We start from the raw sequence: 23,545 nt of genomic DNA, 5'->3' as shown, positions 1-23,545 counted from the left end.
TCAATATACTTAGTTTTGGCTAGTTCATCGCATTTCCGCCGTCGACATTAAATGTCTGAGCGGTAATATAATTTGCCATCGGTGATGCTAAGAACAGCGCCATGCCTGCCATGTCTGCTGGAACCCCCATTCTACCCAGAGGTACCTCTTCTCCAACCAACCGCTTCTTCTCACCAAGCGGGCGGTTTTCGTATTTCGCGAATAGGCTGTCGACATGTTCCCACATCGGAGTATCAACCACCCCGGGTGATATGCCATTCACGTTGATCCCCTGCTCTGCCATGGCTAAGCCTGCGGATTGGGTATAGCTGATAACCGCCGCTTTGGTGGCACAGTAATGAGCAACAAGAGGCTCACCCCGTCGACCCGCTTGGGAAGCCATGTTGATCACTTTGCCTCCTTGCCCTGCCGATACCATTTCTTTTAAAACCGCCTGCATCACAAAGAACATGCCCTTCACGTTAACGCTGTATAACTTATCGAATTGCTCTGGGCTTGAATCTAGAACAGGGCCCATATCGAAAATAGCCGCGTTATTGAACAATATATCTATACCGCCAAATTGCGCTTTTGTCTGAGAGACAGCTAACTCAATTTGATTAATGTCTGTCACATCTGTTGAACAGTACTGCACAGAGTTGGGATATTCTTGCATCAGCGCTTGTAACTCGGCTGAAGGGGTTTCACCGAGATCCAATACCATGCACTTTGCCCCATTCGACGCATAGATTTCACAAACAGACAGCCCTATCCCGCCATTTGCACCGCTGAGTAATGCCACTTTGCCTTGAAGGATGAGTTGATCATCTTGATACGCGGTAATGCTCATTGTTGTTCCTCATACGCTTTGGACTGGTCTTGGATCTTAGCTCGCATTTGCTCGGAAAAATCTGGGTATTGCGCCGTTAACCCTTGCCAGACGTCTTCATTCTTCAAGAATAATGTTACGTGGTCACTACTTTCAAGCCATTGTTTTGCTTTGTTGAAGTGTGGATCTTTGTAGTTAAACGCTAATTTTCCATTGTGGAACCTTTCAAGAAAGCAGTACCAGTGAGCAATCAATTCAATCGCATATTTGGGCATGTGGTTTCTTTCCAAATTAAAACGCACTGTGGGCAAGATGAATTGCGGAAACTTGCTTACGCTATCCATCGCGATGCGCTCAATTGAATCGGCTATGTGGCTGTTACCAAATCGTTCTACGATTTTTTGGCGATATTGCTCTAAATCCACTGGTGGGTTCGCAATGGTTGGGATGACCTCTTTTTGATGGTATCCCTTCAGCCACTCAGCCAATTCGTCATCAAACATGTTTTCGTCGAACGTTTGATACTCCCTAAGAGCACCAACATAAGAAAGCAAGAAGTGCCCACCATTTAAAATACGAATTTTGGTTTCTTCAAACTCGTGCACTTGGTTGGAAAAAGTGACGCCTACTTTTTCTAATGATGGAAAACCCGCAGCAAACTTGTCTTCAATAACCCACTGCTCAAAATCTTCCCCCATAATTGGGCAGTCGTCTTTTTCACCAACGACCATAGAAAGCTCTTGCGCCAAATTTGGGGGTGGAACTGGGGTGATCCTATCCACCATGCAACATGGAAAGGTGACGTGCTTATTAACCCATTCCAATAATTCATTATCTTGTATTGCGGAAAGGTACTGCTTAAACGCGTTTTCCAACACAGTTCCGTTATCGCGTAAGTTGTCGCAAGTCAGGACCGTAATGGCACCTGCATTCGATGTTGCTCGGGTTTCTAATGCATGCTTCAAATATCCGTATACCGTTTTCGGCTGATCTTGATGTGCAATATCCCAAGCCACTTCTGGGTCGTTTAGGTTTAAATCATTGGTATCGGTTAGGTAATACCCCCCTTCCGTGACCGTGATGGTCAATGCTTTGGTATCTTGATCGACAAATAAGCCGTCTATGGCACCGACGTTATCTGAAGCGTCAATCACACTTTCTAATGCTTCAATTTTTCGGATCTCAATATCGCCATACGCCGATATTTTCTTTAGATGATATCGACCATTTTGTTTAGCCAATGCCTCAATAAGCCCACGAGATTCTGCACGTAAGTTTACCCCTGTGTAATACCATCTCTCATTGGGTTCAACCAGTCGATTGTAGCGGTCGATATAGTAAGCTTGGTGCCCTCGAAAAAACGATCCGACACCAAAATGAATGATTCTATTTGGCATGATCGCTCTCCTCGTAGTTATTTAAGGCGAGATCATTACCATCGAACAAATACACTTGTTGTTTGTCGAGATACAACCCTACTTCTTGCCCCAGAGTTGGGCTATCTGCTGGCGTGTGTTTTGCCACGACCGTTTCGCCATTTTCAATGCGGACGTAACTTAACGTTTCTGAACCGAGTTGTTCAATGACCTCTACAACACCAGCCACATCACCTTGCATTGGGTCGGTTAGCTTGACCGATTCAGGTCTAATTCCGAGCGTTTTTGCTTCTAAAGCACTATTACTGTATTTATGAACAGGTAGCTGAATTTTCGCATTTTCAGTTAACTGAACGGTTAATTCTAGCGCTTCTGAGTGCACTGTCCCCAAGCCCAAAATGTTCATTTTTGGTGTGCCAATGAATGAAGCCACGAATAGATTTGCTGGTTGATGATAGAGCTCTAACGGTGTTCCAATTTGAGCGACTTCTCCCTCTTTCATGATCACAACTTTGTCCGCTAACGTCATGGCTTCAACCTGATCATGCGTTACGTAGATCATGGTGGTGCCTAATTCATGGTGCAGTCTGGAAAGCTCTATTCGCATCTCCACACGCAAAGCGGCATCTAGGTTAGATAAAGGCTCGTCAAACAAAAAAACTTTAGGGTTACGAACAATCGCCCGACCAATGGCAACACGCTGCCTTTGTCCGCCCGACAGTGCTTTGGGTTTTCTATCGAGCAAGGGTTCTAACTTCAGCGCTTTCGCTACTTTCAGAACTTTGGATTCAATTTCATCTTTTGGCGTATTTGCCAATTTCAAAGCAAACCCCATGTTTTCTTTCACCGACATGTGTGGGTATAGCGCGTAACTCTGAAACACCATGGCAAGGTTTCTTTTGGAAGGGTGTGTCTCTGTGATGAGTTCACCGTCCAAATGAATGCCGCCAGCAGAAGATTCTTCTAACCCTGCAATGGTACGAAGTAGCGTAGATTTGCCACAGCCTGATGGACCAACGAATACAACAAACTCGCCTTTTTTGATCTCGAAGTTAATGTTTTTCAGCGCCAGCGCGTCGCCGTATTTTTTATCTAGTTGGTTAACGGTTAAATAACTCATTTTACTGCTCCGAACGTCAATCCTTGTACGAGTTGTTTCTGACAGAACCAGCCGAGCACGACAATAGGTGCACAAGCAAGCGTCGATGCTGCCGATAGTTTTGCCCAAAACAGTCCTTCTGGGCTGGAGTATGTGGAAATCATAGTGGCAAGAGTTCCTGCATCTGCCGAAGTTAAGTTGATAGCCCAAAAGGCTTCGTTCCAACTCAATACAATCGACAGTAATGCGGTTGACGCAATACCACCAAACGAAAGCGGAAGCAGCACATGGCGAATCTCACCTAACGTTGATGCACCATCCAGTCGAACAGCTTCCAAAATGTCTTTTGGAATGTCTTTGAAGTACGAAAACAGCATCCAAACAATGATGGGTAAATTAATAAGTGTGTAAATGATGGTGAGCGCTAAACTGCTGTCCAGAAGCCCTGCTTCCTTACACAATATGTAGATAGGCACCAACACCCCAACGGCCGGCAGCATTTTGGTAGACAGCATCCAAAGCAACATATCTTTAGTACGCTTTCCTGGGTAGAACGCCATGGAATACGCCGCAGGTATGGCGATAATCAACGCCAAAATGGTGGAACCAAAAGCGGTAATCACAGAGTTTTTAGCGAATTTTAAGTAATCACTTCGCTCCTGAACAATGCCGTAGTTTTCTACCGTAGGTTCAAAAATAAACGTAGGTGGAACGGCAATCGCTTGTTGTTCCGTTTTGAACGATGTAATTAGCATCATAATAATTGGGAAAAACACGATTAGTGCGATCACCCAGCTCAATATGGCTCTAAATCGATGTGTCTGATTCATAAAACCTCCTAGGCGACTAAGTTTTTGCCAATGGCACGGATTAAGAAGAACGCGACGATATTTGCGAGGATCACGGCGATCAATCCACCTGCCGACGCGACACCAACATCAAACTGCATCAAGGCTTGCGCGAAGATCAAGAACGCTAAGTTTGTTGATTCGTACCCCGGCCCACCGCTGGTGGTCACGAAGATTTCCGCAAACACAGAAAGCAAAAAGATGGTTTCAATCATCATCACGACCGCTATCGGTCTCGCTAAATGTGGCAGCGTAAGGTATCGGAATATCTGAAATCCTGTTGCGCCATCCAGTACGGCTGCTTCTTTTTGCTCGTTGTCCATGGACTGCAACGAGGTGATAAAAATCAGCAACGCAAATGGCATCCACTGCCAACTCAACATCGCAATGATGGAACCAAGTGGATAATCGGCTAACCAATCAATGGGCTCTAGCCCGATGGATTCCCAAATAGATGCGAGTACGCCATAAACCGGATGCATCATTAGATTTTTCCAAATCAGCGCATTAACGGTCGGCATAATAAAGAACGGTGAGATGAGCAAAACGCGCACAATGCCACGGCCTTTAAAAGGTTTGTCGAGCAAAACGGCAAGCAATATTGCAAATACAACCGTCACGACAAGTACCATTCCAACCAGCGTGAGCGTGTTTGTCACTGCTGGCCAAAAGGCCTCATCGGTGTAGAAAAATTCAAAGTTCAGTCCGCCGATGTAGTTATTTTCTCCCGGATACAGCAAGTTGTATCGGATGACGGAAAAGTAAATGGTCATGGATAAAGGGACGACCATCCACAGCAATAAACTGATGAAGGATGGGAATACCAATAATTTGGGTAACCACCTTTGCATAAAGACTTCCTTGTAAATACAGATATGAGGAAAACGTGCCCCGAAGTAGACAGGAGCGATAACGCTCCTGTTAATACTGATTACTTGTAGTAACCTGATTTACGCATTTCACGGTCGGCAGATTTGTTTGCAGCTTTCAACGCTTGTTCCACAGTCACATTTCCTGCCAGTGCATTCGTGAACTGCTGACCAGCAGCGATACCGATAGCTTGGAATTCAGGAATAGCCGCGAACTGGACACCCACGTAAGGGGTCGGAAGGAGCGTGCTGTTTTCTGGGTTTGCAGATTGAATGGCTTTCAGCTCTGCTTCTGCGAAAACAGCGGCTTCTTGGAACTCAGGCGTTTCGTAAGTGGATTTACGAGTGCCTGTTGGTACGTTTGCCCATCCATTCTCTTTTGCAACCAGTTTGATGTAGTCTTGCGACGTTGCCCATTTAACAAATTTCTCGGCTTCAACTTGGTTTTTACTGCCTGCAGGTACTGCAAGAGACCAAGCCCAAAGCCAGTTCGCACCGCGGTTAGTTACCGCAATGGGTGCCTGTGCAAATGCAACTTTATCGGCAACTTTGCTCTGTTTTGGATCCGAGATAAATGAAGCGGCGATCGTGGCATCTATCCACATGCCACACTTACCTTCGTTGTATAACGCTAGGATTTCGTTGAAGCTGTTGGATGTTGAGCCCGGTGGTCCGTAAGTAGATAAAAGGTCGATGTAGAACGAAACAGCATGGTTCCACTCCGGAGAATTTAACTGAGGTTTCCAGTCTTCATCAAACCAACGAGCACCAAACGAATTGGCCATGGTTGTGATGAATGCAGCGTTATCGCCCCATCCAGGCTTACCGCGAAGACAGATTCCGTAAACACCGTTATCGGGATCATGAATCGCACCGGCTACATCACGAATGTGGCCCCAAGAAGCGTTGTCTGGAACCGTCATGCCCGCTTTATCGACCAAGTCTTTACGGTACATCACCATAGAACTTTCGCCATAAAACGGAACGGCGTACATTTTTCCATCTACCGATAACCCAGAGCGAATGGCTGGTAAGATGTCGTCGGCATTGTAGTTGGCGTCGTCTTTAATTTCGTTGAGCCAACCTTTTTTGCCCCATATTGGAGCTTCATACATACCAATGGTCATGATATCGAATTGCCCACCTTTGGTGGCGATATCGGTTGTCACACGTTGGCGAAGCACTCCTTCCTCCAAGGTAACCCAATTGAGTTTGATACCTGGATTAGCCTCTTCGTATGCGGTACTAAGCTTCTGCATTTCGATCATATGACCGTTATTCACCGTCGCGATCGTTAGCTCTGTTGCAGCCATAGCGTATGTACTTGTCATAGCGGCTAGAGCGATAGAGGCAGAAAGTAATGTCCTGGATTTCATGTTCATTCCCTCGACTGTTTTTAGTTTATTGTTAAGCTCGACTTATTAACAAGCTCGCAACAATCACAATTCAAAATTAGTCAAAAGAGAATTTATTTGGTGCAGAAAAGTACTTTTTTCCACTCTAATGTACTTTTTCTGATCTAGGTGTCTCACGATTGAGATGAAATTGGAGAGTTTAAGCGAAAAAAAAACGCTCAAGATTTTGAGCGTTTTGATTGAATTTGAGTATACAGGCAGATTTTGTTCGAAAACCTACCCTTCTTTTTTACTCTTCCACACCGCGAGATTTTAGGAATTCAGCGTACGTTCCTTTGAAATCTGTGATCTGATTGTCTTTGATTTCAATGATACGTGTCGCCAAAGAATCCACAAATACCCGGTCGTGAGATACGAAGAACAACGTGCCCTTGTATTGCTCCAGAGCGTTGTTCAAGGATTCAATAGATTCCATATCCATGTGGTTGGTTGGCTCATCCATTAGAAGCATGTTGGGTTTATGCATCATCAGCTTACCAAGCAACATACGGCCTTGCTCACCACCAGACAGTACTTTTACCGACTTTTTGATGTCATCTTGCGAGAACAACATACGACCTAAGAAACTGCGAATCACTTGCTCGTCATCGCCTTCTTGACGCCATTGCCCCATCCAGTCCATAAGGTTCATGTCTTCAGCGAATTCTTCCGCGTGATCCTGAGCGTAGTAACCTACGTTTGAATTCTCAGACCATTTGAATGAACCGTTACGAGGTTCAATCGCGCCAGCTAGCGTATTAAGCAATGTCGTTTTACCAACGCCGTTTTCACCAATAATGGCAACACGCTCACCCACTTCAAAAATGGCATTGAAATCGGTGAATAAGTCGTTTTCGAAACCTTGTGTCAGGTTCTCAACAATCAATGCGTTTCGGAACAATTCTTTCGATTGTTCAAAACGGATGAATGGGTTTTGACGGCTAGATGCTTTTACTTCATCGAGCTTGATTTTATCAATCTGCTTAGCACGAGAAGTTGCTTGTTTAGCTTTAGAAGCGTTTGCCGAGAAACGTGCCACGAAGGTTTGCAGCTCTGCAATTTGAGCTTTTTTCTTCGCGTTGTCAGCTAATAGACGGTCACGAGCTTGCGATGCCGCTGTCATGTATTCGTCGTAGTTACCTGGGTAAACGCGCAGTTCACCGTAATCGAGATCCGCCATGTGTGTACAAACACTGTTTAGGAAGTGACGATCGTGCGAGATGATGATCATGGTGCAGTTACGCTCATTAAGCGTATCTTCCAACCAGCGGATAGTATCGATATCCAAGTTGTTGGTTGGTTCGTCGAGCAACATGATGTCTGGGTCTGCAAATAGAATTTGCGCCAAAAGCACACGCAGTTTCCAGCCCGGTGCCACTTCGCTCATCAAGCCAAAGTGTTGCTCCAATGGAATACCTACAGCGAGAAGAAGTTCTCCTGCTTTAGATTCGGCCATGTAGCCGTCCATTTCTGCGAATTCTGTTTCAAGATCCGCGACTTTCATGCCGTCTTCTTCGCTCATTTCAGCCAAAGAGTAAATGCGGTCACGCTCTTGTTTTACTTCCCAAAGTTCTTTGTGTCCCATGATAACAGTGTCGATAACTGTAAATTCTTCATAGGCAAACTGATCCTGGCTCAGCTTGGCAACACGCTCATTTGGGTCGTAGCTGACGTTACCAGAAGTTTGGTCGAGTTCTCCGCTAAGGATTTTCATGAAAGTGGATTTACCACACCCATTTGCGCCAATCAGACCGTAACGGTTGCCTTCGCCAAACTTAACTGAAATGTTTTCAAATAGTGGCTTCGCGCCAAATTGCTGTGTGATATTCGCGGTAGAAATCAAAACCTAACCTCTTAGATAAAAAAACGCGGTGCAACGGTACTTGGCAACGCGGTCTGATGCAAGTGTTAATTGGGCTCTAGAGCGTCAATCTTCGCTTGGTTAGGTGCAATGCTTGTTCAGTTAGAATCTAATTCATAACAACTAAATCAACGGCATTCGATTTCAACGGTAAGTAAATTGAAAATTGACTCCCTAAACCCACTTTAGACGTCACTTTTATTTCCCCGCCCGTTTGGCTTAAGATACTTTGCGAAACCGACAAACCAAGCCCAGTGCCATCGCGTTTTGTTGTATAAAAAGGGTCAAAGATACGTTTTATCTGCTCATCTGGGATACCACATCCTTGGTCTACGACATGAACGATTGCGCCTTTTGACTCTTCATCGTCATCCATCCAGTCTTCAGTGCGAATGGTGAGCACCCCTTCTCCGCTCATGGCATGAATGGCGTTCATTTCTAAGTTGACTAAAATTTGCAGCAAGTGGTGGCGATTTACTTCAACAACGGACTTGGCGTTGAGCTCTGTGACAAATTGAACGTCCCGCTTTTTAGCGCCTGTTTTGACTAAAGTGAGGCTCTCTTCCACGATAGGGTTAACGTGTTGCCAAGTGACTTCGTCTTGAACACCACCTTGGCGACTGTATTGCAGCAAACTGCGCGTGATGTTTCGGATGCGATCTATTTGGTCAAGGATGGTTTGAATTTCTTCTTCTATCGAGCCGGCCTTATCGCCAAGAGCAAACTTAAGAAGCTCAACATTCCCTAAGATGACCGCTGTTGGGTTGTTGATCTCATGCGCGATGCCCGCGGTAAGCTCCCCTAGCGCGGCAAGCTTTTCATTCACCACAAGCTTATCGCGAGTCTGATTGAGTAATTGGATGTGCAGTTCGAGTTGTTCCGTTTTTTCTCGCAATTTCGCCGTACGGTTTTGTACTTTTCCTTCGAGCTGATCAGCGGCCTGGCGAATTTCGGCATTTCGTTGCGCCAACAAATCGAGCATGTTGTCGAATTGCCGTGCCAGTTGGGTTAACTCGTGTTCATCATCCAAGCCTAGTTGGCCAATTCGCTTGTCTCGCCCTGCTTGGACGGATTTAACAACATGGTGAATCCGCTCGATTGGGTGAAACAAATCACGAGAGCCACGATAAACAATCATGCCTGAAATCAATAACAAAGCGAGAATAGTTAAGCTGATTTCACCGAGGTTGGTAATGTAAATTTTAATGAGAGGCCAAATGAGATAACCGGTATACAGCATCCCAATAACATCGTTGTATTGGTTATAAATGGGTTGATAAGCGGTTATGTACCAATCGTCATACACGTAGGCACGATCTATCCAGTTTTCTCCCCTTTCCAAAACAGCCTGTTTCACTTGAAGCGAAACCGTTGTGCCAATCGCTCTTCCTTTGTGGGCTTGGCTATCTAGCGGTACGTTGGTACTTATGCGTAAATCGTCCATAAACAGGGTTACGGTTCCGATTTGTGGCTGCAATTCAGTTGGTTTGGCGTAAATTAAGTCGCGAATCTGATCAACTAAACCAGTGCTGTTATTAAGCAGTAACCCGCCATCTAAGTAACCCAATACGTGTTGGTCTTCATCTCGTACTGGTAATACGCTACGGCTGATTAAACCGCGAGATTCGACGCCGTTTCCATTCAGCAATGGGATCTCCGCTCGAACAGCCAAATCGTCGTCGTACTCGTTCATTTGTTGAGTATTGAACACTTCAAAAAACGACGCTTTTTGTGCAAGCAGTTGATGGTTCGTCGCTTTGTCTATCGGCACCCAGCGTAGAAAATCGAGCTGATACTTGTTCTTTTGGGATCCGACCCATTCCTCAAGTTCTAACGCATCTCTGTAAACCGACATCAAACGAACTTGAAATGGGTATGAGTTGGATAAGGATTTAACACTTTGGAACTGACGTTCCTGAAGAATTTGAATGCTATTGTCTGCTACGGAGAGTTTTTCAGACACATTAACCAAGGCGTTTTGCCACGTATAATGCGTTGACCAATAGAAAGTGATGCCCACCAACGCGAGTAGTGTGAGTAGGATGGGCGCAGACGTTAAGAACAGCAACCGATAGCGCACCATCGATTTGAGTCGCAAGCGCCATAAGGTAAAAACGTTAGACGTTCCAGATTTGTTATTCCGCATCGTCTGATCCTTCTAATTCCCACTCTTTGTATTTTCTCTCTAACGTTTTCCTTGCAACGCCCAATTGACGTGAGGCAGCCGATTTATTTCCGTCATGATGGGAAACCACCTGTTTGATGTGACGCTTTTCGACTTCTTTTAAACTCCATTCATTGGGATAACCTAATATCTCGTCACTTCGGTAATCCGGTAGACTTGGTAACGCAGTTTCTAGTGACGTTGTCACATTTATGCTTGCTTGAGCGGGCTGCGAGTAGTCTGCGTTGAGCTCTCGCCAATGATGGGCAGGAGGTTTTCCGAGCAAAATGCAGCGCTCCATTAAGTTTTTTAATTCCCGAATATTACCTGGCCAATCGTAGTCGTGCATTGCCAGTATGTCTTCATGTGCCCATTTTGGTTCCGGCATACCTAACTCTTTGGCTAACGTTTTGGTAAAGAAAGGCACCAAATCGATTAAGTCTGTTTTTCTTTCTCTTAAAGGCGGCACGTCTATTTTTAAAACGTTTAGCCGATAATAGAGATCTTTTCGAAATGTCCCAGCATCCACTTCATCCTTTAAATTTCTATTGGTTGCTGCGACAACACGGACATCAACGCTGATTTCTTTTTCACTGCCGACAGGTCGAATGGTTCGTTGCTCTAACACACGTAAAAGTGAAGACTGCATGGCAATGGGCATTTCCCCAATTTCATCCAAAAACAGTGTGCCTCCACTGGCAACTCTGAATAGCCCTTCCCGGCTTTTCTTTGCTCCTGTAAACGCCCCTGCTGTATGACCAAACAATTCGCTTTCCAGAAGCTCTGGGGCAATAGCTCCGCAGTTGATAGGGACAAATGGCCCCGTTCGGCCACTGGCAAAATGAACACCACGCGCTACCAGTTCTTTCCCTGTTCCCGATTCCCCTTCCACTAATATGGACGCCCGAGATGGTGCAAACTGCCCCATTAACTGTTTGAGTGATTTGGTTTTTTCCGAATGACCAATCATTTCGCTGCTAATTAGGCGCTTAACATCTCGCGTTAATGCGTGGTGAAGCCGCTGCGATAAACGCTTATCCATACAGCGTTGAACGGATTGCAGCATTTGATCGAGATTAAATGGCTTGAGTATAAAATCGGTCGCGCCTAGTTTTAATGCACTGATGGCGGTTTCCAAATCGGCATACCCTGTCATGAAGATGACGTCACAGCGGCGGTCTTCGTCGTTAAAAGCTTCTGTCCATTCGATCCCAGATCGACCCGGTAAATTGATGTCCAAGATGATTAGATCGTAGTGGTTTTCTTGCCGCAATTTTTCCGCTTCTTCAATGCTGCCTTGGCAGTCCACTTTAGAAAACCACTTACCCAGTGCTTTCTTCAGTATCGTTTGCATTCCCACTTCATCATCTACCACCAAAACCGAGAACGCTTGATATTTTCCGACATGATTTGGGTTGGCATCTTTGTTCTGCATGAATGGATCCTGGGATACTGACATATATGGCTCATCTTTGGGTTCGGAAAAACTGGGACAGAGTGTACCAATCGAGATCAATTGGAAAACTAAGTATGTGCGACATTTTGTCCTAGCTCAAATTTTTCGGGTGCGGCGCGGTCACAAAACTGATGACTTACCTCACAAAAATAAGGGTTTTTGGCTCAAACCAACTTGGCACTGGGATTGCACTGTCTATTGGGTATCGGTTTATCGCGTCTATACGCCAAGGCTATCGATTCTTTGCCTTCGGCTTCGCTCAGTATAGAGCGGTCGATACAAACCAATGCATTCAAAAACTAAAATAAATGGAATTAAGTAATGAATTACACTGCGACTGCCCTCGCCGTTTCAGCGACTATTTTTGCAACAACTGTCAGTTCTCATGCATTTGCCGACCAAACAAAGCCTCATGTTCGCTTGGCCACAACAACCAGCACTTATCATTCTGGTCTTTTGGACTACCTACTTCCTGAATTTGAAAAAGATACCGGATACAAAGTGAATGTCATCGCCGCTGGGACGGGTAAGTCACTGCGAATGGGGCAAAATGGCGATGTCGACTTAGTGATGACACACGCCCCAAAAGCTGAAGCAAATTTTGTTGAAAAAGGTTACGGCATTTTACCTAGAGCCCTAATGTATAACGATTTTGTTGTCGTAGGGCCGAAAGATGATCCTGCACAGGTTTATGGTGGAGACGACGTAGCCAAAGCGTTCAAGAAAATCGCGAACACCGAATCAATGTTTGTTTCGCGTGGCGATGATTCTGGAACGCACAAAAAAGAACTCAACCTGTGGGCGCAGAGCTCGATAGAGCCGAATTTTGGCGGCTACCGATCCGTGGGGCAAGGAATGGGACCAACTTTGAATATGGCTTCTGAGATGCAAGGCTATACTTTAACGGATCGCGGTACGTGGTTGGCGTATCAAAATAAAGTTGAACTGGGTATAGCGATTGAAGGAGATAAACGCTTGTTCAACCCGTATCAAGTGATTCTTGTGAACCCAAAACGCTACCCAGACATTAATTATCAAGGCGCTAAGGTATTCAGCGATTGGTTGGTAAATAAAAAAGGACAAACACTCATCAATAATTTTAAGCGACAAGGCAAACAACTTTTTGTTGCAAATGCTAAGTCCGTTGCGAATGCCAAGACAGTTGCCAATACACAAGCAGTTGTGAAGAACAAGGCGGAGAGCAAGTAACCATGTCGCTTTGGCAAACCACTCTAGAAGCACTTCAACTGCTGATCAGCTTTGATCCACAATTATGGACGATTGTGACGGTTTCATTCAGTGTGTCGCTTTCTGCTTTGATGTTGGTTTTGGTCCCTTCTCTGCTGTTTGCTTTCATCCTCGCTTATTGTGACTTTCCAGGGCGTTGGTTGATTTTGTCTTTAGTAAATACGCTTCAGGCAGTGCCAACCGTAGTTATTGGTCTGCTTCTTTACATGATGTTATCACGAGCTGGACCACTGGGTGATTGGCAAATGCTGTTTACGCAAAAAGCCATGATTTTCGGGCAGATGCTGATTTGTTTCCCCATTTTAGTCTCGATGATGCATGGTGCATTACAAGCCAGTGACCGTCGGGCTTTGGAAACGTCCTTAACGTTAGGTGTTTCCATTCCTCACGTTACGTTTACTTTGCTATGGGAAAACCGGTTCCCGTTGATCGCCGCAACCATTACAGCATTTTCAAGAATCATTACGGAAGTCGGCTGCTCCATGATGGTCGGCGGAAATATTATGGGGGTCACGCGCAATATCCCCACCGCAATAGCAATGGAAAGCCAAAAAGGTGCGTTTGCTCAAGGCGTTGCTTTGGGTATTGTACTGCTTTGTTTGGCGCTGCTATTAAACTTCTCTCTTTCCTCAGTGCGTGGGAAAGGGTATTTGCGGACATAGGAGGCACACGGATGACGCTTAAACTGTCTGCTCGCAATCTCTCAATGAGATTTAAAGATCGAGTACTGTTTTACATTCCTGAACTCAAAATTGGACCCAATGAAGCGGTTTATCTTCAGGGAGATAATGGTGTAGGGAAAACCACGCTACTTAAGATCATGGCGGGCTTAATTGAGCCAACCAGCGGAGATATCGATTTCCCCTTACCTTCCCTGTTAAAAAGAATGTTGGGCGCGCGAACTCGCTCCGATATCATTTATTTGCATCAGTCACCCTATCTGTTTGATGGCTCTGTGTTTCAAAATGTTGCGTATGGCGTAAAATACACATCAGAGAGCAAACAAGAAAAACGCAATAAAGTCATTAAAGCCTTGAGAATGGTTGGGCTGGAAACGCTCGCGGATGAGCATGTCTCTTTACTCTCCGGTGGAGAAAGACAACGTGTCGCGATGGCAAGAGCGTGGATTCTTAACCCATCGATTTTGTTAATGGATGAGCCAAGTGCCAGTCTGGATCAAGAATCGATTGAGCGATTGGTGTTAATGTCAAAAGACTTATTAAGTCGAGGTGCCAGTTTGGTGATCACCAGTCACCAAAGTAATTCGTTAACTCGGCTATGCCAAAAGCAGTGGTGTATTGAAGATAAGTCTTTGACAGAAAAACCACTATTACAATTAATACAAGAGAAACAATATGCAATTTCCAACGCCAATTAGTTGGGTTATTTTAGCTGGCGGTAAAGCAACACGTATGGGCGGGCAAGACAAAGGATTAATTACCCTAAATGGTCGCCCTTTGATTGAACATGTTCATTCCATTTTAAGTGCTCAAACGCACGATTTGTTGATCAATGCCAATCGCAACATTGAGGCCTATCATGAATATGCACCAGTTGTTGGTGATGAATTTCAAGATTTCCCCGGTCCCCTTGGTGGTATTCACACGGGTTTAAAACACGCGAATTGTGATTGGGTTGGCTTTGTACCTTGCGACAGCCCATGTATATCATCCGATCTGGTCGCACGTTTTCAAAATGCCATTCAAGCTGATTCTGATATTTTAGTCGCGCACGATGGCGATCATTTACAACCTGTGTTCACCCTTTTCCATAAGCGCGTCTTGCCTAAGCTTGAAGCATTTCTAAAACGTGGCGATCGTAAAATCATTCTTCTTTATCAGGAGTGTGTGACACATCGAGTCGATTTCTCTGATGCTGCACAATGCTTTATCAACCTGAATACGCCTGAAGAGCTGGAACAATTTGGTACCGTACTATGACAAAAAAACTCCCTACTTCATTACCAGTTCTCGGCTTTGCAGCGTACAGCGGTACAGGAAAAACGACCCTGCTTGAAGCGCTTCTACCGAAATTGACTGAAAAAGGGTTGCGGATCGGGGTTCTGAAACACGCTCACCATAACTTCGATGTCGATAAACCCGGGAAAGACAGCTACCGATTGCGCAAAGCTGGAGCAAGTCAAATGCTGATAAGCTCGCGCTACCGCCATGCTTTGATGATAGAGACTCCAGAAAATGAAGCCAATTTTGAGTATTTAATTTCTAGGTTTGATGATACTCAGCTCGATTTGATATTGGTTGAAGGATGTAAAAACATCGCTTTCCCTAAAATTGAATTAAACCGAGAAGAAGTAGGAAAACCTTGGCTTCACCCAAGCGATGAAAACATCATCGCGATTGCAGCGGACAGATCTGTTGGTGCGCGCCTCCCTCAAATGAACATCAATGATCTCGATGCCATTGCGAGCTTCGTGGTGGATTATGCGAATGGCAAGGTAGATGTGAAAGACGTACATGCAGCTCAACCATCATGCTCCTCCGCGCCATCAGAAGCATCAAGTTGCTGCGACATTGTGTCGCCTGCTTTCTTATCAGTAGAACAAGGGCGTGACGCCATTTTATCTGCGGTGACGCCCATTTCAGACACAACCCACATTCATGTTGAAAAGTCGTTTGGAAATGTACTTGCACAAGCAGTGTCTTCTCCTATCAATGTTCCGGCATACACCAATTCGGCTATGGACGGTTATGCGATTCGCAGCGAAGACATTGGGAACAAGGCATTTAAAGTCGTTGCTGAAGTCATGGCTGGCAATGCCTACACACAGCCGTTACAAGAAGGCGAAGCGGTAAAGATCATGACGGGAGCACCTACTCCCCAGAGCGCTGATACCGTTATCATGCGTGAACAAGCCAATCAAAAAGGTGACATTGTCACATTCTCCACTTCTAATATTAAGGCGGAGCAAAACGTACGCCAAGCGGGTGAAGATTTGTCTGAAGGACAGCAAGTATTTGAAGCAGGAAAACGCATTGGCTCGGCTGAAATGGGAATGATAGCGTCACTCGGTATTGACCGTTGCCACGTCATACGCCCTGTTCGTGTTGCCCTTTTCTCTACTGGCGATGAAGTTCAAGCGCCGGGAAACCAATTGAAAGACAATTGCATCTACGATTCCAACCGCTACACATTGAAAGGGCTTCTAGAGCAACTAGGTTGCGAAGTGATGGACCTAGGCATTTTAGAAGACGACCAACAGGTCATCATGCAAGCTTTGAAAGATGCTGGGGAAACTGCCGATGCCATCATTACATCGGGTGGTGTATCGGTTGGCGATGCGGATTACATAAAGCTCGCTCTAGACGCGCTTGGTCAGATCGATTTTTGGCGTATCAGCATGCGACCGGGTCGCCCTCTCGCATTCGGAAAAATTTCTGATAAACCTTTCTTCGGATTACCCGGCAACCCCGTTGCTGTTATGGTTTCGTTTATTAATTTTGTGGAGCCTGCCATTCGTAAACTCCAAGGAGAGAAGAATTGGACGCCGCTAAAAGTGCCGGCCATTGCCAGTGAAAACTTGCGATCTCGCCAAGGAAGAACAGAATTCAGCCGTGGAATTTACAATGTAAACTCAAATGGGCAATTAGAGGTAAAAACCACAGGCAAGCAAGGTTCAGGGATACTCCGCTCCATGAGTGAAGCCAATTGCTTGATAGAAATTACGCCAGAAGTCGACACAGTAAAAGCAGGCGAAAGCGTCACCATTATTCCATTGCAAGGTCGAGTCTAGGAGATATCAATAAAAAGGGTTTGGCATCGCTCTACCCAATTGATAGAGTGTGCCCAAATTATTCAGGTTAAACCCTAGCAGGCAGAAATTTATGGCTCGTACCATTATTTATACCTATAAAGACGAAGAAAAAACGCTTCTATTTTCTTACGAGAAATTTCGTTCAATTCATGAAGCCGTCGCGGACGCAGAAGGTATCGACATTTCCAACTATTTGAAAATGGAACAACAAGTTGAAGCCGTGTCCGACACGAAAGCAGTGCGTGATTACCGAGATAACCATTTTAGAAAGCTTGGTTTTGGCAAGATCACACTGGCACAGAAAGAAAACCTAGGTGTTGGTAAAAAGAAAAGTTAAAACCTGCTTCCTCGTTGAGAAAATACATCGTTTTAAACAAAAAAGTGAGCTTCTAAAATTAGAAGCTCACTTTTTTCATTTAACCTAAGCAGCACTGCCATTCAGTACTTTTGAAGTATAGCGCTGAGATTATTTAATGTTCAAAAATGCTGCGCCGCGTACGCCACCAGAATCGCCGTGTTTCGCTTTGATGATCTTTGGTGGTTTCGCAACAGAAAGTAGATATTTAGGTATGCGCTTTGGCATCTCTTCATAAATCAGTTCAAAGTTCGACAGCCCCCCCCCCAATGCAACAACATTAGGATCAAAAGATGTGAACAAGTTGCCAAGACAGATCGCCAACAACTCCATGAAGCGCTCTACATGTTCAACCGCTTTGGCTTCGCCTTCAGCGTGAAGTTTGATCAATTCAACCGCTTTAATTCGCTCGCCGTAGTAGTGCTCGTAGAGTTGTTCGAAACCACGACCAGACAAGTAATTATCTAAGCAGCCTTTCTTATCGCAACCACAACCAAACAAAGGCGCATTTTCACCCAGATGGAACCAAGCATCGATCGGCAGGCGTGCATGCCCTACCTCACCCGCTACGTGATTGCGACCAGAGAACACTTTACCATCGAACACAAAACCGCCACCAAAGCCAGTACCGAGAATCAAGCCCATAACGGCAGGCTCATCTTTCAACTCATCGTCCCAAGCTTCCGACAATGCAAAGCAGTTTGCATCGTTGTCGATTTTCACTTTACGGCCAATTTTCGCTTCCAGATCTTTACGTAGAGGCTTTCCTTTTGCCGCAGGAACGTTTGTTGTTAGGACTGTTCCGTCATCGGCGTCTTCCATTCCTGGAATGCCGATACCAATGGTGCCTTCTACGCCCAGTTCAGCATCATATTTGGCAACCAGACCCGCTATGGTTTCAACCAACTTTTCATAGTCGTCACCTGGAGTAGGTACACGTTCTGTTGCTTTACGATCTAACTTCTCATTAAACGCGCCAAATTCAATTTTGGTGCCACCGACATCAAAGCCGTAGTACATGTTTCTCTCCTGAATCCCAAAAATCAATGCATGCTCAATGTAAGCAGAAATTGCCCAACGGACAGTACGATCTGATGAAAAGAGCATAAAATTATCTAGCTACGCATTATCCATAAACTGGCTGAGCAGTCCGTGATACAACACAAATTAACGTTGTCAGTAAGGCTAAGTGGTGACTCTGTGCTCAATGTTTTTAGTAAATTGAACGTATTTTGCCAGCATTGGCTTTGAAAGGTCATGTTTTAGGCGCGTTTTACTCAGAAGGTAACCTTCTTTAAAAGTATCAAACCAAAGTGAAAGCATTTGAGCGGTATTTGAGTCACCCAGCATATTGATCACCAAGCTAGCAACTTCTGCAGTCGCAAGGTGCTTTTCATTATCTGACTTTCTCATCATATAATTTGATACGGTGTCTGGATTAACAGACAAAACAGGTAAATTAACAAGGTAATCGGACTTTCTGAACATTTTTCGCGCTTCTCGCCAACTTCCGTCTAGAAATATGAGAAGAGGTTTTTTACTTGGAATACTGTTCGCATCTTTTGGTAGACCCTGTTCTTTTGGTAAGGCTTGCTCTGTAAGTTTTTCTTGCTTAACAAGGTCTTCTACTTGAATGAGCCTTGATTTTTCATCGACATAGTCTTCAGGGAAGATTATAACGGGTTGGTATTTGTTATCTTTTAGTAGAGCTAACAATGCCTGTTCAGGTTCAGTGCGTGACCATTGAAAAGCATGTGTGTCTTTAAGGATGTCCGCTATCAGCCTACCAGTGTTACTGGGCTTGAGGATTTCGTTATCTGACATGATGATCAGCGCCGAAATATCTGATTGAATATTGGGCTGGTGTGAACAAATACAGTGCTTCTCTGTTACTTGGCAGAATTGACACCGTACAACTTTAGAACCGCGAGCATTAAAGGGTTTGGTCGCTCTGTCGAGCCGAGATTGATATAGGCTGTGAACCTGATGTATGCGCATGGTAATAGTGTCAGTAATACAGGAAATTTGGCAGATTATACCCAAACAGTATCAAGATGCTAGATTCCGTAAGTGACCGGAACTCGGGATAAGTAAGAAATACAAAGGTAGGAATGAATGGAAGATCCAGCGATTATTCGGTTGAGCTTTTTTATTGGCGGATTGATACTTTTTGCTTGTTGGGAGTATTACGCACCTAGAAAATCGCTGACTCAAAGTAAGTTAACCCGTTGGGGAAACAATTTGGGGTTAGTTGGGCTCAACAGTATCTGCTTAGCGGTTATTATGCCGATCGTAGCGTTTGATAGCGCCTTGCAAGCACAGCAATTTGGATTCGGACTATTCCATTTCTTCGAGGTTCCGGCGCTAGCCAACATTCTTCTTTCTGTGTTAATTCTTGATTTTGCAATCTATGTTCAGCATGTAATGTTCCATCGACTGCCTTTTTTATGGCGACTTCATCGAATGCATCATGCCGACCAAGATATTGATGTGACGACGGGTAGCCGATTTCATCCTATTGAGATCATTTTGTCCATGTGGATTAAAATTGCGCTTGTGCTCGCTTTAGGAGTGTCTCCCATTGCCATTGTTGTATTTGAAATTATTCTCAACGTGAGCGCGATGTTCAATCACAGTAACGGAAAACTCCCCCTTAAATTGGATTTTTGGTTACGAAAGTTCCTTGTTACTCCTGACATGCACCGTGTTCACCACTCGGTAGAAGTGAAAGAAACCCATTCTAATTTTGGCTTTTTCTTGTCCATATGGGACCAATGGTTGGGCACTTACAGAGATCAGCCGAAAAAAGGACACGATGAAGTAGAAATTGGGCTTCCTCTATTCAGGAAACCCAAGGAACAACAATTATGGAAAATGCTGACTCAACCGTTTAGGCATGATTAAGTATACCCAAGTGACCTCAAGGTGCAGGATTCATAGCCTCATATTCTGTTTCAATTCAAGGACAAGAACGCAGCGAAATGACGAGTCCTTTCCGAGTTCTTAGACGATGAAGTGGAGCAGAATATGGGCTCCCAAGGGCGAGTTTAACTGGCTTTCATACTGCGTTGTCGATTCTTAATTTAGAACCACTAGATCTACAAATCGATGCCTTGCCTGAAAGCCAGTTCCTCATTCTTTGGTAGGGAAGCCGCTGAACCTAGCATCTTGAGGTTACTTGGGTATATAACAAAAGCTACGCGAAATCATACTTGTGCAACATGGCTTGTTGGTGACCACCGATGTCCGCCACTTGTTCTGAACTCTTGATCATGGAGTCTAATTGAATTGTGGTGTTTTCCCCGAGTTCGGAAATAGATTGAATGTTGTTGTTCACATTCGTCGTTGAGCGCTCTTGCTGTTCGGTAGCAACTGATATTTGTTCGACACGCAGTTTTATCGCCTCGACTGACATCTCGATTTTGCTGAATGTTTCCTTAACATCCATGCTCGATTTCATTGCCTGAGACATTTCTTTTCGGCTTTCAATAACAGCATCTTTTGAGTCTGCAGCAGCTTGTTGTAATGCTGCCATCATCTCTCGAATATTCGTTGTTTGATGACTTGTATCGCTTGCCAGTTTTCTTACTTCATCGGCAACAACTGCAAAACCTCTTCCCTGCTCTCCCGCTCGTGCTGCCTCTATTGCGGCATTCAACGCGAGTAAATTGGTGTTCTCTGCGATCCCACTGATTAAATCGACCAGCTCGGTAATCTCTCGAACTTTTCCATCTAATTTAGCCATGGATTCTTCATTTATTGTTAACGAACTATCTAGAGTCGCCAATCGATGTGCGTTTTCTTCAATGACTTTCCCGCCTTGAATGGAGTCTGAAGCTGCGATCCTCGATTCTTCGTACGATTCAGAAGCAACCTTAGCAATTTCGCGTATCGCACCTTGTAGTTCACACACGGTGGACACCATTTCATTAAGAGAGTGGTTCTGTTTATCCAAGCTCGCCTTCGTTTCTTCAGCGGCAGAGTGGCTGACTCCAGCGGTTTGGTATAGGGTTTCGCAGTTTGTCGTCACCATTTTTAACGAGTCTCCCGTTGACTCGATAACTTTGTTAAGTTGCGACGCTATTACGTGCATTTCAGCAGGACCAACGCTCTGAACAGACAAGTTGAATTTGTGCTCCGTTAATAAGTTAAGTGAACGCGTTATATTTCGGACCCCTTTGTTTATCCAACGCCTTAGAACAAAACCCGTTATGACGATGACCAGAACCAAAACAGACCCTGTAAGCATGAGCACGAGTTGTACATACTCCATAGTGCGTTCTACTTCTGTTTGGCTTCTTTTGATGAGCGCTCGCGCGGTTGTGGAAATTTTAGCTAGCATTTCTATCGTTTGGTCAGCGCTGTGTGTAACGTCTTTAATCCAACGCTTTTGGCTTTCTACTTTTTCTCGTTTAATCAGAATTTGCTGTAGTACCCCCGATTCTGCAAACCCTTCTTTCACCATTTCATAGGGTGCAGCCAAACTCGCAAATTCTTTTATGTCTGGGTACCATTCGGCGAAATCTTCGTACGCCAGATTAATTCCAGCGATTCGATTCTTCATCTCTTGGTATTCCGATGTCGCTTTCTCTAGATCCTCTGCCATCATCATCACGAGGAACGTGCTTTCCATAGAGCTCGCGCTGGCGATAAAGCGATTAGCTGCGTCTGATGCCTCTGGGTTATCTTGAATTAAGAAAGACGATACCCGGTTCATTTCAGGGCCAATTGAACTGACTCCATAACGAAATGTTGGGATAAGGTCATTTAAGGTAACTTGAATAGCAAAGATATCTCGCTGAACATTAAGCACTTGAATAGAATTTTGCCTCAATGACTCAACAGAGTGGATGAGTTGCTCTTTCTGATGATCGGAAACCACGCCTCCAAAGGCATCGGAAAGGTTAAATAAGGAATCGAGCTCCTCCTGACTTTTTATCGTAAGAGCATCCAGTTTCGCGACTGCGGAGCTAAGCTCACTCTCATTTTCGCTTTGCATTCCTTGATTTAAGCGTTTAACTTGAGTCAGTATCGTTTGAGTAAGCTCTGCATTATTTATAGCTAGTGGTAGTGCTTGCTCGGATAGCTGGCTAAATTCTGAACCTACAGTATCAATGCCACGTTGGCTGATACTTGAAAGAGAAACTACCATGAAAGTAGTAACGGCTAATACAGCCACAATGGCTTGTATTAGTGAAATTGAAATCCGGTTCGATTTGGTATTTCGCATATGAGCGTTCAGGTAGAACTGTCCTTAGTGGTCTTTATGCGAAAGAGTTTATGGCTCACTTATGACAGCCATATTTCAAAATAAATATAATTAACAATAAGAACGAGTATGTGTTTTAAAAGAATTATTTCGACAAAACTTCTGATGGTAAGTGTGTTCTTGGTGGGTTGTTCAGCGCCACAACCTGATTTTTCAACTGATGCTTATGAGCCAAATAGTAAGCAAAATACTGCCACTCAACGAGCGCTAAGCGATGTGTATGTAAGGTGGGAAGGCGTACCCTATCGATTTGGTGGTAATGATCGCTATGGCATAGATTGCAGCGCGTTTACCAAAGTCGCTTTCAATGAGGCTTTTGCTATGTCGCTACCAAGAACGACAGAAAGCCAAAGCAAAGTTGGAAAACAAGTTTCTTATAAGGACGCCAAACCCGGTGATCTCGTTTTTTTCAAAACAGCGTACAAGCAGCGTCACGTTGGCGTGTACATGGGTAATAAAGCATTTATGCATGCTTCTACATCGAAGGGAGTCATTATCTCGCGCTTAGATAACCCTTATTGGGCTAACGCTTTTTGGCATTTTCGAAGAGTAAATTAGTTATCGATGAGTTTGATTCAAAAAAAGAAAAGGGGTTGGTCAAAGACCAGCCCCTTTTTGGTAAACAACTACAAACATTTGTTCGTGTAAGCTTGCTTTGTTTGTGTCGTTGTTATCAAACCTAATCGTATATTGCTACAGCGGTATCAAACAGGTTTTTAACAAGTGCGATATATTCATCTAAAAAGCCAATTTGCTCGTTTGTGGCTTTCTTGTTCCACGCGCCGGCAAGTACTTCACCCAAATCGTCAACAACAGCGTCCGCTTCTTTTAGGAGTTTAAAACGCACGCTTGAATGCAATTCAGGATTTTGTTCAAAGATAGCCATAATGTTGGTCGCAATGAGATCGGTCACGACATCCTCGATACTCTCATCACCAGTATCACCTTCGACTTTGGCAAAAATGTCTAGGTTCATTGTTAAATGCTCAATAAGAGCAAGGTAGCCATCAGTTTCTACAACCACTA

Annotated in this window: 20 protein-coding genes and 1 pseudogene; 8 read left to right on the top strand and 13 right to left on the bottom strand. The window is 44.6% G+C overall.

All coding sequences use genetic code 11. The features are described from left to right. Positions 1–19: 19 nt before the first annotated feature. The 9 genes from CW749_RS18835 to CW749_RS18795 form a co-directional block, all read right to left on the bottom strand. Positions 20–829: an L-iditol 2-dehydrogenase gene (locus CW749_RS18835; RefSeq protein ID WP_101113816.1), complete on the bottom strand. Its 810-nt coding sequence runs from the start codon at positions 827–829 to the stop codon at positions 20–22. Next, on the bottom strand, positions 826–2,205 hold the full coding sequence (locus tag CW749_RS18830; RefSeq protein WP_101113815.1) for a mannitol dehydrogenase family protein: 1,380 nt from the start codon (positions 2,203–2,205) through the stop codon (positions 826–828). The genes CW749_RS18835 and CW749_RS18830 overlap by 4 nt, the downstream gene beginning before the upstream one ends. Further along, positions 2,195–3,304, bottom strand: a complete 1,110-nt coding sequence (ugpC, locus tag CW749_RS18825; protein ID WP_101113814.1) for a sn-glycerol-3-phosphate ABC transporter ATP-binding protein UgpC — start codon at positions 3,302–3,304, stop codon at positions 2,195–2,197. The genes CW749_RS18830 and ugpC overlap by 11 nt, the downstream gene beginning before the upstream one ends. Further along, positions 3,301–4,113: a carbohydrate ABC transporter permease gene (locus CW749_RS18820; protein ID WP_101113813.1), complete on the bottom strand. Its 813-nt coding sequence runs from the start codon at positions 4,111–4,113 to the stop codon at positions 3,301–3,303. The genes ugpC and CW749_RS18820 overlap by 4 nt, the downstream gene beginning before the upstream one ends. An 8-nt stretch (positions 4,114–4,121) precedes the next feature. Further along, entirely contained in the window at positions 4,122–4,982 is an 861-nt protein-coding gene (locus CW749_RS18815) for a sugar ABC transporter permease (protein WP_101113812.1), read from the bottom strand. 80 nt (positions 4,983–5,062) lie between these two features. Beyond that, entirely contained in the window at positions 5,063–6,331 is a 1,269-nt protein-coding gene (locus tag CW749_RS18810) for a sugar ABC transporter substrate-binding protein (protein WP_317982736.1), read from the bottom strand. Between the two features lie 313 nt (positions 6,332–6,644). Further along, a complete protein-coding gene (locus tag CW749_RS18805; RefSeq protein ID WP_101113810.1) occupies positions 6,645–8,237 on the bottom strand; it encodes an ABC-F family ATPase in 1,593 nt (530 codons plus the stop codon). A 127-nt stretch (positions 8,238–8,364) separates the two neighbouring features. Further along, positions 8,365–10,401, bottom strand: a complete 2,037-nt coding sequence (locus CW749_RS18800) for a HAMP domain-containing sensor histidine kinase (RefSeq protein WP_237322500.1) — start codon at positions 10,399–10,401, stop codon at positions 8,365–8,367. Then, positions 10,391–11,878 (bottom strand): sigma-54 dependent transcriptional regulator, encoded by a 1,488-nt coding sequence (locus tag CW749_RS18795; RefSeq protein WP_180958443.1) that lies wholly within the window; start codon positions 11,876–11,878, stop codon positions 10,391–10,393. Before CW749_RS18795 ends, CW749_RS18800 begins: the two co-directional genes overlap by 11 nt. A gap of 318 nt (positions 11,879–12,196) precedes the next feature. Here CW749_RS18795 and CW749_RS18790 point away from each other — a divergent pair. The 6 genes and pseudogenes from CW749_RS18790 to CW749_RS18765 all read left to right on the top strand — a co-directional run. Further along, positions 12,197–13,015 (top strand): annotated as a pseudogene (locus tag CW749_RS18790) (substrate-binding domain-containing protein); the annotation flags it as partial. A gap of 71 nt (positions 13,016–13,086) precedes the next feature. Then, positions 13,087–13,785, top strand: coding sequence for an ABC transporter permease (locus tag CW749_RS18785; protein ID WP_101113808.1), 699 nt, complete (start codon positions 13,087–13,089; stop codon positions 13,783–13,785). An 11-nt stretch (positions 13,786–13,796) separates the two neighbouring features. Next, positions 13,797–14,501 carry an energy-coupling factor ABC transporter ATP-binding protein gene (locus tag CW749_RS18780; RefSeq protein ID WP_101113807.1) on the top strand — a complete coding sequence of 235 codons (705 nt, stop codon included), beginning with the start codon at positions 13,797–13,799 and terminating at the stop codon, positions 14,499–14,501. Next, positions 14,479–15,063, top strand: coding sequence for a molybdenum cofactor guanylyltransferase MobA (gene mobA / locus CW749_RS18775; RefSeq protein WP_101113806.1), 585 nt, complete (start codon positions 14,479–14,481; stop codon positions 15,061–15,063). Before CW749_RS18780 ends, mobA begins: the two co-directional genes overlap by 23 nt. Then, the gene (locus tag CW749_RS18770) at positions 15,060–16,874 is read left to right on the top strand and encodes a bifunctional molybdopterin-guanine dinucleotide biosynthesis adaptor protein MobB/molybdopterin molybdotransferase MoeA (RefSeq protein WP_101113805.1); all 1,815 of its coding nucleotides are present in this window, start codon (positions 15,060–15,062) and stop codon (positions 16,872–16,874) included. The genes mobA and CW749_RS18770 overlap by 4 nt, the downstream gene beginning before the upstream one ends. Positions 16,875–16,965: 91 nt before the next feature. Further along, the gene (locus CW749_RS18765) at positions 16,966–17,232 is read left to right on the top strand and encodes a DUF2960 domain-containing protein (RefSeq protein WP_101113804.1); all 267 of its coding nucleotides are present in this window, start codon (positions 16,966–16,968) and stop codon (positions 17,230–17,232) included. A gap of 129 nt (positions 17,233–17,361) precedes the next feature. On the opposite strand, the gene nagK is transcribed toward CW749_RS18765, so the two are convergent. Continuing rightward, a complete protein-coding gene (gene nagK / locus CW749_RS18760; RefSeq protein ID WP_101113902.1) occupies positions 17,362–18,270 on the bottom strand; it encodes an N-acetylglucosamine kinase in 909 nt (302 codons plus the stop codon). Positions 18,271–18,435: 165 nt separating this feature from the next. Beyond that, positions 18,436–19,254, bottom strand: a complete 819-nt coding sequence (locus tag CW749_RS18755; protein WP_101113901.1) for a tRNA-uridine aminocarboxypropyltransferase — start codon at positions 19,252–19,254, stop codon at positions 18,436–18,438. Between the two features lie 111 nt (positions 19,255–19,365). On the opposite strand from CW749_RS18755, the gene CW749_RS18750 reads away from it, so the two are divergent. Continuing rightward, positions 19,366–20,154 carry a sterol desaturase family protein gene (locus tag CW749_RS18750; RefSeq protein ID WP_101113803.1) on the top strand — a complete coding sequence of 263 codons (789 nt, stop codon included), beginning with the start codon at positions 19,366–19,368 and terminating at the stop codon, positions 20,152–20,154. A 292-nt stretch (positions 20,155–20,446) separates the two neighbouring features. Here the strand turns inward: CW749_RS18750 and CW749_RS18745 are convergent, their stop codons facing one another. Next, complete coding sequence (locus CW749_RS18745; RefSeq protein ID WP_101113802.1) at positions 20,447–22,480, bottom strand: methyl-accepting chemotaxis protein; 2,034 nt, start codon at positions 22,478–22,480, stop codon at positions 20,447–20,449. 108 nt (positions 22,481–22,588) lie between these two features. Here CW749_RS18745 and CW749_RS18740 point away from each other — a divergent pair, with 108 nt between their 5' ends. Further along, on the top strand, positions 22,589–23,077 hold the full coding sequence (locus tag CW749_RS18740) for an NlpC/P60 family protein (protein WP_101113801.1): 489 nt from the start codon (positions 22,589–22,591) through the stop codon (positions 23,075–23,077). A gap of 121 nt (positions 23,078–23,198) precedes the next feature. Here CW749_RS18740 and CW749_RS18735 read toward each other — a convergent pair whose 3' ends face one another. Further along, positions 23,199–23,543 carry a DUF3802 family protein gene (locus CW749_RS18735; protein WP_101113800.1) on the bottom strand — a complete coding sequence of 115 codons (345 nt, stop codon included), beginning with the start codon at positions 23,541–23,543 and terminating at the stop codon, positions 23,199–23,201. Between the last annotated feature and the right edge of the window lie 2 nt (positions 23,544–23,545).

Source organism: Vibrio sp. vnigr-6D03 (assembly GCF_002835515.1).
Classification (GTDB): Bacteria; Pseudomonadota; Gammaproteobacteria; order Enterobacterales; family Vibrionaceae; genus Vibrio; species Vibrio penaeicida.
This window is presented reverse-complemented; position numbering and strand designations above follow the sequence as displayed.